The following is a 12368-nucleotide window of genomic DNA, read 5'->3' as shown; positions in this document are numbered from 1 at the left end:
TGCCCAGCCCGGATCTCCTGAAGTAGCAACAGCCTTGCTTACCCGACCACCCGCCTCGGCCGCCGGCCGACCAGGTGCCGCCTCACACGATGACGGTGCGGAAGTGCTCGTGCGTGGCCAAGAGGCCCATAATCGCCGCGATCACCCGCTCGGGGTGGTACATAATGTCCTTGTAGAGCGCACGATAGGTCACGTAGCCGAGGGCGGCCAGATCACAGTCTCGAGTGCGATCTGCGGAATGACGGTCCCAGCCATCGTGGAACGAGCGACTATCTGCCTCGACGACGAGGAAGCCGGCAATCAGCAGGTCGACGCGTCCCACAGGTTCGATGGTGACCTGAATCTCGCACTCGATGCCCGCCTCCAGAACGATCCACCGCAGCACAGTTTCCTGACCCGACTCGGTGCGTGCGTCAATGCGGGATTGAAGATACTGCAGGTCCGCCGGCAATGCGGCGAATATGCCCGCCACAGCATCCCAAGGGAGCAACCGCAGGTGCAGGACATTGTCGACGGTGGCCAAAGCAAGTCTCGGCTGCTGACAGCGAAAGATCTGAATGAGCGCGTCCGGCAGCCCGATGCTGAATTCGTTGCCGTCCGACGGGTGTCGCAGTTCGTCCCAGTGGAGTTCAACTCCGTTGCGAGTCTCCTCTGTGAGGCGCTGAAGACGGTTCTGGGGTGCCCGCAGCCGAGATGCCCCGGGGCCGACGTGAATGTGGGTGTACTGGCCCTCGAAGGCAAAGCCGCCGGCATCCGCTATCGCTGAAATGCACCCAAGCCGACCACCTACGCGCACGGCCTCGATGACGCGCGGGCTGGTTGCGGGAAGCGCGTAGTACCCGCGGCGCACCCGTATCAGCGACCCCTCGGTGACTGCAGTTCTGAGTAGTCGGCAGGTTGCTCCCGCGGCCCGCAGTTCTGCCGTTTCGATAATTGTGCGATTTGCGCCGGCGAAGTACTCGGTCCACGTCATGCGAATACTGTGGCCGGCCGCACCTCGATGTGTGTCGCAGGAGGCCGTAACTGTGGACACCTCCCAGGCATCCGCTCCCGTGGAGGGACTCTGCCATGCCCTCCGCAGTCGGGTACCAGACGCTCCGGTTGCTACTTCAGGAAATCGATACTCCTCGGTCGTGACCCCCGCACTGATCCGGGTGAAAAAGCCCCCGGAACAGTGGATCTCCTGAAGTAGGGACACGAGCAGCACCCGACGCCCAGCCGGTCGAGCGGATGCCACCGGTTGCCACCCGGCTCGATACCCGCTTCCGAAACCCCCAGGCCCCGGCCCCACCGTACGGAAACCTAGGACCCAGCCACGAAGGCCCAGTGATCAGGCCGCAGAGCCCAGACCCTGAACTCAGCCATCCGCCACAGTGTCCAGACGCTCCGGTTGCTACTTCAGGAGATCCCCGCGCCCGCGAGACCGCAGCAGGACTGGTCCGGGGGCACAGGCAGGATTAGCCGCGGATCTCCGGAAGTAGCAACGGGGAAGATGGAGAATGTGCGCCGGAACGCGCAAAGCCCGGCGACCGCTGAGCGGCCGCCGGGCTTTGGGTGAGGCGGGGTGAAACAGATGCCAGTTAGCGCACGTCTTCGTCAACCCAGTCGAGGGTCTTCGTGACGGCCTTCTTCCAGTTGCGGAGCAGGCGCTCAGCCTCGTCCTTGTCCATCGACGGCTCCCAGCGGGAATCTTCCTGCCAGTTGGCACGAAGGTCGTCCAGACCACTCCAGAAGCCCACCGCGAGGCCAGCCGCGTAGGCGGCACCGAGAGCGGTGGTCTCGGCGACCACAGGCCGAACCACCGGGACGCCGATGATGTCGGCCTGGAACTGCATGAGCAGGTCGTTGGCCGTGGCTCCGCCGTCGACCTTGAGCTCGGTCAGCGGCACCCCGGAGTCAGCGTTCACCGCGTCGAGAACCTCACGGGTCTGGTAGGCGATTGCTTCCAGCGCGGCACGGGCGATGTGGCCCTTGTTCACATAGCGGGTGAGACCCACGAGGGCACCACGAGCATCCGAGCGCCAGTACGGCGCAAAGAGTCCCGAGAAGGCCGGCACGAAGTAGGCTCCACCGTTGTCATCGACGGTCTTGGCCAGGTCTTCGATCTCGGCGGCATTCTTGATCATGCCGAGGTTGTCACGCATCCACTGCACCAATGAACCGGTCACAGCGATCGAACCCTCGAGGGCGTAGTGCACCGGCGCATCGCCGAGCTTGTAGCCCACGGTGGTGAGCAGGCCGTTCTTGGAGTGCACGATTTCGGTACCGGTGTTGAAAATCAGGAAGTTACCGGTGCCGTAGGTGTTCTTGGCCTCACCCTGGTCAAACGCTGCCTGCCCGAATGTGGCGGCTTGCTGGTCGCCCAGGATTCCGGCGATCGGCACCTCCCGCAGCAGGCTGTTGTCGCTGGCAATGCCGTAGACCTCCGAGGAGGACTTGATCTCGGGAAGCATCGACTTGGGCACATCGAACGCGGCCAGGATCTCGTCGTCCCACTGGAGGGTCTCAAGGTCCATGAACATGGTGCGGCTCGCGTTGGTGACGTCGGTGGCGTGCACGCCGCCCTCCGTGCCGCCGGTGAGGTTCCAGAGGACCCACGAGTCCGTGGTGCCGAAGAGGAGGTCGCCGGCATCCGCTTTCGCCCGTGCACCCTCAACGTTCTCGAGAATCCAGACGATCTTGGTACCGGAGAAGTAGGTGGCCAGCGGCAGGCCGACCTTCGGCTTGAACCGTTCGACGCCACCATCGGCTGCGAGGCGGTCAACGATGGGCTGGGTGCGGGTGTCCTGCCAGACGATGGCGTTATACACGGGCACACCCGTGTTCTTGTCCCACACCACGGCGGTTTCACGCTGGTTGGTGATGCCCACGGCTTCGATGTCGTGACGGGTGATGTTGGCCTTGGACAGTGCCTGGCCGATGGCTTCACGAGTGTTATCCCAGATCTCCTTGGGGTCGTGCTCGACCCAGCCGGCTTTCGGGAAGATCTGCTCGTGCTCAAGCTGACCGGTCGAGATGATCGAACCGGACTTGTCGAAGATAATAGCTCGTGAGCTTGTGGTGCCCTGGTCAATAGCGAGTACGTACTTGGTCATTCTTAACTCCTTTGTTGAGAGCGTGCTGAAACGAGAAGGGTGAAGGTGTGACTACATCAGGACCGGAAGCAGGCTCGCGGATGCGAGTCCGGCGAGCACACCACCGATGATGGGCCCGACAACAGGGACCCAGGAATATGCCCAGTCGGACGACCCCTTGCCCTTGATGGGCAGGAGGAAGTGCGCGATGCGCGGACCGAGGTCACGTGCCGGGTTGATGGCGTAGCCGGTGGGCCCACCGAGTGAGGTACCGATCACGATAACAAGGATGGCAACCGGGAGGGCACCGAGGGCCGCGAGGCCGCCCGCTTCCCCGTTACGGCCGAAGGCGATCACGATGAACACCAGAACGAAGGTGCCGATGATCTCGGTGACCAGGTTCCAGCCGTACGAGCGGATGGCCGGCCCAGTCGAGAAGACACCGAGCTTGTTGGCCGCTTCCGGCTCCTGATCAAAGTGCTGCTTGTAGGCCAACCAGCAGACAACGGCACCGAGGAAGGCACCGACCATCTGCGCACCGATATAGGTGAGCACCGAAACGGTGTTGACCGGTACGCCCGAGCCGAACTCGGTTACCCCTGCGGAGACAAGCCCGAGGGTCACTGCCGGGTTCAGGTGAGCGCCCGAGTTATACGCGGCGATGACGCCGGCGAAGACTGCGAAGCCCCAGCCGAAGGTCACCATGAGGAATCCGCCGCCAAAGCCCTTGTTCTTAGCAAGAGCGACGTTGGCGACTACTCCTGTACCGAGTAGGACGAGGATGGCAGTTCCCACTACCTCCGATAAAAATACAACTCCGAGATTGTCCACATTGACCTTTCTGAGGGGAGAAAAAATTCAGCGATGAATTTTCAATATCTTGAAACGCTGTGCTGCTCAAACCGTACCGGTGTACGGCAGTTCATGGGCGGGTATCTTCGTGCACATTCGTGCAGTTTGGCCCACGTTCGGGGCGGATGCCGCGGGCTCAGTGAGCCCGCGGCATCCGTTCTATGCGTTGCTGAGTACTGTGCTGGTGGTGAAGTCCACGCCGTGCAGGTCGGTGAGAATGAACTCCGCCAGCTGCACCTCGCTGGTACGACGTTCCGCCGACCAACCGAGGACGTTGCCCACCACGATGGCCAGTTCTGCCAGCAAAACGGACGTGGCGGAACCGACGAAGGCCATGCTCGTGCGGCGGAGTAGAACATCGATCAGACGCACCACGGATTCGGTGGATGCGAGGTATTCAATCTCACGACGCGAGTAGTCCGCATTGTTCACGAGCGGGGCATCCGCTTCGAGAGACAGGAACTCGATCACGTCGGTCGCACGCGTGCCATAGCGGGCCAGAAGCTGGGCGGCACGGGGCGCGCCCACCTCGTCGCCGTGGGCGGCGACCCACACGCGATGCGCGGCATCCGTTGCCGGGAAGCCGCGCCCGCCACCGATGGCGAGGCCCTCGGTGTAGACGGTTCGTGACATGCCGATGAGCTCGAGGACCTGGTCGCTGAGGTTCTCAGCGAGGGCGCGGAACGTGGTCCACTTGCCACCGACAAGGCTCAGCAGCGTGCCCGGGCGACCGCTGGCCGACACGCGCTCCAGGGGGCGCGATTCGATGCGGTAATCGCGGGAGACAAAGCCGGGCTGCTCGTCGTCGTGGCGGGGCAGCGGACGAACACCGGCGAAGCGGAAGACGATGTTGGACCGGTCGACCGGTACGGTTGGGAATACGTGCGCAACGAGGTCGAAGAAATAGTCAACTTCGTCCTCCGTGCAGCGAATTGGCTTCGTAATGTCGTGCTCGAGGTCGGTTGTACCCACCAAAACGCGGCCCTTCAGGGGGTAAATCAGGACGATTCGACCATCTTCGTGCTCGAAGAAGATCTCGCGGCCGGCCGTGGCTTCGAGCAACTCCGGGCTGTCGAGCACAATGTGCGACCCCTTGGTTCCACCCATGAACGTGCTCGGCTGGCCGAGAGCATCGTTGGTGAGATCGGTCCAGGGTCCGCTCGTGTTGACCACGACGTCGGCGGCGAAGCTGAACTCCTCGCCGGTGACGACATTGCGCAGGCGCACGCCACTGTCATCCATGCCCACGGCCTCAACATAGTTGGCGGCGCGAGCGTTGTCGCCAGCATCGAGACCGTCGCGGAGCACGTCCAGAGCGAGACGCTCCGGGTCATGCATGGCCGCGTCGTAGTAGGTGGCCGTGTACTTGAGACCGGGGTTGAGCTTCGGCAGGGTGGCGAGCGCCTTCTTGCGGCCTGCGAACACGTGGCGAGGAACGGTCCCACCATCGCGGGAGAAGGAGTCGTAGAGAACCATGCCGAGCTTGATCAGCAGCGCGCCACGCTCCACATGCTTGGCACCCTGCTTGTGCGTGAGAAAACGCAACGGTGCGGAGAGCACACCGGAGAAGGTGGAGAAGATGGGGATGGTGGTCTGGAGCGGCTTCACGTAGTGCGGAGCGATCTTGATCAGACCGTTGCGCTCCTCAACTGATTCCTTGACGAGCCGAAACTCGCCATTTTCGAGGTAGCGAACCCCACCGTGAATCATGTGCGAGCTAGCCGCCGAGGCGCCGGACACGAAGTCGCCGCGGTCAACAATGGCCACGTCCACCCCTTGAAGAGCGAGATCTCGGAAGGTCGCAATTCCGTTAATTCCCGCTCCGATAACAAGTACCTGAGCGTGGGGACGTGCGACGAGGGCTGCCTGAGCCTGTACTGCGTTGGACTGCGTCATTCGGTCACCTCTGTTATGTGGGCTTGCGCTGGGGCAAGCACTGTGAATAAATCAATCTTGACAGTCCTACACAATTTCTCAATGGGAATGAACATACGTGCAACAGCCAGACGTTCTTCAGATCGACGATCCGAACCAGTCCGATCGCACTCGCGACGCCCTTCGCGCCGCTCATCTTTATTACATGCAGGACCTCACCATGGATGCGATCGCTCGCGAGCTCCATACCTCCCGCTCCTCAGTGTCTCGCCTGCTCAGTCATGCCCGGGCCAGCGGCCTCGTGGACATTCAAATCCACTCCCCCATGGATGCCCCCAGCCGGATCGAAAAGGAGATTCTTGACCGTTTTCACGTCGCGGCACACGTTGTTCCGGTTCCCGACAGCGCCAGCGACGTGGACAGATTGGAGCGCGTGGCGCTATCCGTTGCACGAATGCTCGGCCAGTATTTCGACTCCAACATGACAATGGGCATCGCGTGGGGATCAACGATGAACGCGGTCAGCCGTCACGTGAACCTCAAAGCCACTCACAATTCACAGATCGTGCAGCTGAATGGCGCCGGCAACATGAGCACGACCGGGCTCGGTTACGCCAGCGAGATCCTCGGTCGCTTCGGCGCGGCCTTCGGGGCCCACGTGCAGCAGTTTCCGGTGCCGGCATTCTTCGACGATCCGGCCACCAAGGACGCCTTTTGGCGTGAGCGTAGCGTGAGCCGGCTACTGGAGATGCAGAGGCACATGGATGTGGCTCTGTTCGGCCTCGGCTCACCCTTCTCCGAGGTGCCGAGCCGCGTCTATGCCGGCGGCTACCTGGAGAAGGCCGACTATGCCTCGCTCAGCGCTTCCGGCGCCGTGGGGGACGTGGCCACCGTGTTCTTTCGTGCAGACGGTTCGACCGACGGTATTCCACTCAACCTGCGCGGAACCGGTCCCGATTTCGCGGTGCTGCGCCGCACACCGCGCCGCATCTGTGTCGTTGCGGGCAGCTCCAAGCTCGCCAGCCTGCACGGCGCCCTCCGCGCCGAACTCATTACCGACCTGTTCGTCGATGAGGGCACCGCTCGAGCTCTCGTCGCCGACTCCTGATTCGCGCTGGCCGGGGCCAGCATCTGCGGTCAGCCCCGCCGCCCGTTGCTACTTCAGGAGATCCGCCCGCTCGCGCTGCAACCGCCGCACTCCTCCGGGGCCTGCCCGCGCTCCCACCGCGATTCTCCTGAAGTAGCCACGACACCCGCCCAACACACAGCGGATGCCGGGGCCGAGACTGCGTGTGACGCGGGAATAACGCGGGCCGTCGCGTGTTGAGCCATACTAGAAGTAAGAAACGTGCTCCGGGGTCGGTGTAATTCCGAACCGGCGGTTAAAGTCCGCGACCCGTTAGTTCCTTGGAACGAAACGGTTGAGCTGGTGAAATTCCAGCGCCGACGGTTAAAGTCCGGAGGAGAGGCGCACGGATCAAAGGAACGTTTGTGGTCCTTTGACGGTTTCGCTTGCGCGACGCCAGCCCCGGAGTTTGTCAAACGACGAATGAGGGTGATGATGAGCGAAACGTCCGACGCACGCGATGTTCGTTCCGCCCGCGACGAGTCCTCTGCCACCCTCGCTGACAATGCCGCCATGGAGCGCGCTTTCGTCCTCGCCGCGAACGGGCCGGCCACGGGAATCAACCCACGCGTAGGCTGCGTCATCCTTGCCCCCGATGGCCGCACCCTCAGCGAAGGCTGGCACCGCGGTGCGGGGACCGCCCACGCCGAGGTCGACGCCCTGTCCCACCTCTCCGCGGATCAGGCGCGCGGCGCGACCGCCATCATCACCCTGGAACCGTGCAACCACACCGGTCGCACCGGCCCCTGCACCACTGCGCTGATCGAGGCCGGCATTGCCCACGTGGTCTATGCCGTGAGCGACCCGGGCGTGCACTCGTCCGGTGGCGCCAGCCGCCTGCGCGCCTCCGGCATCACCGTCACGGGCGGCGTGCGCGAGGCCGAGGGCGAAGAATTCCTGGGCGACTGGCTTGTGGCCGCGCGCCTTGGTCGTCCTTTCGTCACGGTCAAATGGGCGTCGAGCCTTGATGGCCGGGCCGCCGCGGCCGATGGCACCAGTCAGTGGATCACCGGCTCCGCCGCCCGCGCGGACGTGCACCAGCGCCGCAGCCACGCAGATGCCATTCTGGTGGGTACCGGCACCGTCCTCGCCGATGACCCCTCCCTCACGGCTCGCGATGCCAGCGGTGCACTGCTCCCCACCCAGCCACTCCCCGTGGTCATCGGCCGACGCCCTATTCCCGCGGATGCCCGGGTGCACGCCCACCCGCACCCGCCACTCCTGCAGCCCACCGACGACCTGCCCAGCGTGCTACGGGGACTGCACGCTCGCGGCATCCGCACCGCCTTCATCGAGGGCGGCCCCACGCTCGCGAGCGCGTTCGTGGCAGCCGGTCTCGTGGACGAATACCTCATCTACCTCGCCCCCACCCTCCTTGGCGGCCCCCGCCTTGCCCTCACCGACATTGGCGTGGCCACCATCGCCGACCAACGAACCCTGTCCCTGCACGCGCTCCACCGATTGGGCGACGACATCCTCGTCGTCGCCCGCCCCAGATAAGGACCGCCATGTTCACCGGAATCATTGAGGAGCTCGGCAGCATCGAGCGCATTGACCACAGCTCAGATGCCGCACGGCTTACCATTCGCGCGCCGCTGTCGATAGCGGATGCCCACCACGGCGACTCCATCTCGGTGAGCGGCGTTTGCCTCACGGTCGTGGACCGCACCGAATCGACCTTCACGGCCGATGTCATGGCCGAGACGCTGCGCATGTCGACCCTGTCGAGCGCCGCCGCCGGCACCACGGTCAATCTGGAGCGGGCGGCACTCGTGGGCGGACGGCTGGGCGGACATATCGTGCAGGGGCACATCGACGGCACCAGCACGCTACTGTCCATCGTTCCGAGCGACGAGTGGCGCGTGCTGCGTTTCAGCCTCTCCCACGAGCTCGCGCCACTCGTGGTGAGCAAGGGCTCGATCGCCATCGACGGCGTGTCCCTCACCGTCAGTCACATCAGCGCTGCGAGTGAAATGGACCAGTGGTTTGAGGTCTCCCTCATTCCCGAAACTCTCGCCGCCACCACCCTGGGCGCTCGCGCCGTGGGTGACCACGTCAACATCGAAACAGACATTCTCGCCCGCCATGTAGAGCGCATGCTCGCCATGGCCGCGGCGGAATCCACAAGGAGTGCAGCATGAGCCTCGTCGACATCCCCACCGCACTGGCCGAACTTCGGCTCGGAAAGCCCGTCATCGTGGCCGATGACGAGGGCCGTGAGAACGAGGGCGACGTGATCATCTCCGCCCAGCTGGCCACCCAACAGTGGCTGGCGTGGACCGTGCGGTATTCGTCGGGCTTCATCTGTGCACCGATGACCAACGACCTGGCCGACACCCTCGACCTCCCGGTCATGGTGCTGAACAACGAGGATGCGCGCGGCACGAACTATACGATCAGTGTCGACTCGGCCTCCGGCGTCACCACGGGGATCAGCGCCGCGGACCGCGCGCACACACTGCGGGTACTCGCCGACCCGACCTCCACCCCCGCCAGCCTGCACCGCCCCGGCCACATCCTGCCGCTGCGGGCAGTGGATGGTGGAGTGCGGGAACGCGCCGGCCACACCGAAGCTGCCGTCGACCTGATGAAGCTCGCCGGTCTGGCACCGGTGGGTGCGATCTGTGAAATCGTCACCGATGACGGCGAAATGATGCGGCTGCCCGGTCTGCTCGAGCTCGGCGAGCGCGAGGACGTCGTGGTTATCACGATCAAGGACCTCATTGCGTACCTGAATGAACACCATGGCATTGCACCGTTGCCCGCTCTTCTTCCCGTCGCCGCCGCTCCGCGCGTGGACTTCGAGGTGGAGACGATCGTTCCCACCCGTCACGGCTCGTTCCGGGTGCGCGCCTACCGCGACCGGATGACCGGTGCCGATCACGTGGCGATCATCTCGGGTACCCCCGTGGACGGCGCTCTTGTGCGCGTGCACTCGGAGTGCCTCACCGGCGAGGTGTTTGGGTCGCTCAAGTGCGAGTGTGGCCCGCAGCTTGATGCGGCCCTCGAGACGATCAACCTCGAAGGCGGCGTGGTCGTGTACCTGCGCGGGCAGGAAGGCCGCGGTATTGGTCTGATCAATAAGCTGCGCGCCTACCGCCTGCAGGAGGATGGCATGGATACTCTCGACGCCAACCTCGCCTTGGGCCTCCCGGGCGACTCCCGCGACTACGGCGCCGCCACCGGGATTCTGCATGACCTGGGCCTGAACGACGTGCGTTTGCTCACGAATAACCCCGAGAAGGTACGCCAACTCGAGAACAACAACGTGACCGTCAGTGAGCGCGTTCCTCTGGTCGTGGGAATCAGTGCACACAACGTGGACTATCTCCTCGCCAAGCGCGACCGGATGGGCCACCACATCAATGAGCAGGATCTGTTGAAGGGAACCACCGTATGAGCATCGAAGGATCACCCACCATCGCCGTGGACGGCACCGACCTGCGAGTCGTTGTGGTTGCCGGGCGCTGGCACGATGAAATCACCGCTGGGCTGATCGCCGGCGCTGTGCGCGTGCTCGAGGCATCCGGTGCCGATTTTTCGGTCGTTCGCGTGCCGGGCAGCTTCGAGCTGCCCGTGGTCTGCAAGGTGGCGCTCGAAAACGGCGCCGATGCGGTGGTGGCTCTCGGCGTGATTATTCGCGGCGGCACCCCGCACTTTGAGTTCGTGTCGAATGCGGCAACGGATGGCCTCACTCGCGTCGCCCTCGATACCGGCAAGCCGGTGGGGTTCGGCGTTCTGACCCTCGAGGATGAGCAGCAGGGTCTCGACCGTGCCGGTCTGCCCGGTTCGAAAGAGGACAAGGGTGAGGAAGCCGCAACCGCAGCCCTGGCCACCGCCGTGTTACTTCGCGAGTTGCGCAGCTGACACGACCGGCACGCAGAATTAGGCAATTTCTCAGGTAAGCGTAAGGTACACATGTGGCTGCTCTGAGGGGCCGCACTTATTCGTGCGTTCCGTTGGTCACCGTCTCGTCGTGACCGTGGGCGCAGACGCCTGATCACGGAGCGTCCCCACCTATGTCCACATCCACCACGCCCGCAACGACGTCGGCAACGAGCGGCCCGGCCAACCCGAAGGGCCGCGTCATTCTCGCGAGCCTCATCGGTACGACCATCGAGTTCTACGACTTCTATGTGTACGCCACGGCCGCGGTGCTCGTGTTCCCGTATTTGTTCTTTCCCACGGGCAATGAGACCACGGCGCTGCTGGCCTCCTTCGCTGTGTTCGGGGCTGCCATGGTGGCTCGTCCCATCGGCGCACTTTTCTTCGGGCATTTTGGCGACCGCAAGGGCCGAAAGGCAACCCTCGTGGGCGCCCTGCTCACCATGGGTATCGCTACCTTCCTCATCGGGCTCTTTCCCACTTACGCCATGATCGGGTGGTGGGCGCCGCTCATGCTCGTTATTCTGCGTCTCGCTCAGGGCTTCGCCCTCGGTGGCGAGTGGAGTGGCGCGGCCCTGGTAGCCACGGAGAATGCACCGGCCGGTAAGCGTGCCTGGTACGGAACCTTCCCGCAGGTGGGCGCCCCGCTCGGCTTCATCATTGCGAACACGCTGTTTCTCGTCATCGCCCTCGCGCTCCCGTCGGATGACCCCACGCGTCCGTCGCAGGAGTTCCTCGACTGGGCGTGGCGCATTCCGTTCCTCTTCTCTGCCGTCATGGTGATCGTGGGACTCTGGGTTCGTCTGCGTCTCGTAGAGAGCGAAACGTTCACGAAGGCGGTCAAGGCCAAGCGCGTGGAGAAGCTCCCGCTCGCTGCCGTGTTCAAGAGCAACTGGCGCGAGCTCATTCTCGGTACCTTCATCATGCTCGCCACCTACGTGCTGTTCTACCTGATGACCACGTTCACGCTCGGTTATGGGCGTGCCGCAACGGATGCCCCCATCCCGGGCCTCGGATACAGCTACAACAACTTCATCCTCATGATGATTCTCGGCGTGGTCTTCTTCGGTGTGTTCACGCTCGCGTCGGGTCCATGGGCGGACCGGCACGGGCGTCGCAAGACGCTGATCGTGGTTACGTCGTTTATCGTGCTCTTCGGCCTCCTGTTCGTGCCGCTTCTCGGCGCCGGGTTCGTGGGCGTGATGTTCTTCCTGATTGTGGGATTCTCCCTCATGGGTATGACATTCGGGCCTATGGGTGCCCTGCTCCCTGAGCTCTTCCCCACCGCTGTGCGTTACACGGGCTCGGCCTTCGCGTACAACATGAGTTCGATCCTTGGTGCCGCGGTAGCGCCGTTTATCGCGATCTGGCTCTGGACGCTGGGCGGGGGCAGCCCGTTCTGGGTAGGCATCTACCTGTCGATCATGGGACTCATCACCCTCGTGGCCCTTCTGCTCAGCCGCGAGACGAGAGACCTAGACATCGAGCGCTAGCCTCTGGCAGCACCCTCGCGCGATACACGGTTCCGGTGCGGCACCCGTGTGGGGGACAAACTG

Annotated in this window: 11 protein-coding genes and 1 riboswitch; of the genes, 7 read left to right on the top strand and 4 right to left on the bottom strand. The window is 63.8% G+C overall.

Features of this window, described 5'->3' with window-relative positions:
• Window positions 1–82 precede the first annotated feature (82 nt).
• Window positions 83–973 (bottom strand): type IV toxin-antitoxin system AbiEi family antitoxin domain-containing protein, encoded by an 891-nt coding sequence (locus H4V99_RS03195; RefSeq protein WP_280675459.1) that lies wholly within the window; start codon window positions 971–973, stop codon window positions 83–85.
• A gap of 52 nt (window positions 974–1025) precedes the next feature.
• Between H4V99_RS03195 and H4V99_RS03190 the strand changes: the two genes are divergently transcribed.
• Entirely contained in the window at window positions 1026–1187 is a 162-nt protein-coding gene (locus H4V99_RS03190) for a hypothetical protein (RefSeq protein ID WP_280675458.1), read from the top strand.
• 393 nt (window positions 1188–1580) lie between these two features.
• Here the strand turns inward: H4V99_RS03190 and glpK are convergent, their stop codons facing one another.
• From glpK to H4V99_RS03175, 3 genes are all read right to left on the bottom strand, one after another.
• Window positions 1581–3095 carry a glycerol kinase GlpK gene (gene glpK / locus H4V99_RS03185; RefSeq protein ID WP_280675456.1) on the bottom strand — a complete coding sequence of 505 codons (1515 nt, stop codon included), beginning with the start codon at window positions 3093–3095 and terminating at the stop codon, window positions 1581–1583.
• A 51-nt stretch (window positions 3096–3146) separates the two neighbouring features.
• Entirely contained in the window at window positions 3147–3905 is a 759-nt protein-coding gene (locus tag H4V99_RS03180; protein ID WP_280675454.1) for an MIP/aquaporin family protein, read from the bottom strand.
• Between the two features lie 180 nt (window positions 3906–4085).
• Window positions 4086–5822 carry a glycerol-3-phosphate dehydrogenase/oxidase gene (locus H4V99_RS03175; RefSeq protein WP_280675452.1) on the bottom strand — a complete coding sequence of 579 codons (1737 nt, stop codon included), beginning with the start codon at window positions 5820–5822 and terminating at the stop codon, window positions 4086–4088.
• A 184-nt stretch (window positions 5823–6006) separates the two neighbouring features.
• Between H4V99_RS03175 and H4V99_RS03170 the strand changes: the two genes are divergently transcribed.
• The 6 genes from H4V99_RS03170 (at window position 6007) to H4V99_RS03145 (ending at window position 12305) form a co-directional block, all read left to right on the top strand.
• A complete protein-coding gene (locus H4V99_RS03170) occupies window positions 6007–6909 on the top strand; it encodes a sugar-binding domain-containing protein (RefSeq protein ID WP_280679924.1) in 903 nt (300 codons plus the stop codon).
• A gap of 237 nt (window positions 6910–7146) precedes the next feature.
• Window positions 7147–7278, top strand: a riboswitch (FMN riboswitch).
• A 162-nt stretch (window positions 7279–7440) separates the two neighbouring features.
• Window positions 7441–8427 carry a bifunctional diaminohydroxyphosphoribosylaminopyrimidine deaminase/5-amino-6-(5-phosphoribosylamino)uracil reductase RibD gene (gene ribD / locus H4V99_RS03165; RefSeq protein ID WP_280679921.1) on the top strand — a complete coding sequence of 329 codons (987 nt, stop codon included), beginning with the start codon at window positions 7441–7443 and terminating at the stop codon, window positions 8425–8427.
• An 8-nt stretch (window positions 8428–8435) separates the two neighbouring features.
• Entirely contained in the window at window positions 8436–9068 is a 633-nt protein-coding gene (locus tag H4V99_RS03160; protein ID WP_280675450.1) for a riboflavin synthase, read from the top strand.
• A complete protein-coding gene (gene ribB / locus H4V99_RS03155; RefSeq protein WP_280675448.1) occupies window positions 9065–10327 on the top strand; it encodes a 3,4-dihydroxy-2-butanone-4-phosphate synthase in 1263 nt (420 codons plus the stop codon). The genes H4V99_RS03160 and ribB overlap by 4 nt, the downstream gene beginning before the upstream one ends.
• Entirely contained in the window at window positions 10324–10794 is a 471-nt protein-coding gene (ribH, locus tag H4V99_RS03150; RefSeq protein WP_280675446.1) for a 6,7-dimethyl-8-ribityllumazine synthase, read from the top strand. Before ribB ends, ribH begins: the two co-directional genes overlap by 4 nt.
• Window positions 10795–10946: 152 nt before the next feature.
• Entirely contained in the window at window positions 10947–12305 is a 1359-nt protein-coding gene (locus H4V99_RS03145) for an MFS transporter (protein WP_280675444.1), read from the top strand.
• Window positions 12306–12368 lie beyond the last annotated feature (63 nt).

The organism is Cryobacterium sp. CG_9.6 (assembly GCF_029893365.1).
GTDB lineage: Bacteria > Actinomycetota > Actinomycetes > Actinomycetales > Microbacteriaceae > Cryobacterium.
Note: the sequence above shows the minus strand (reverse complement) of the source record. Positions and strands in the feature narration are given on the sequence as shown.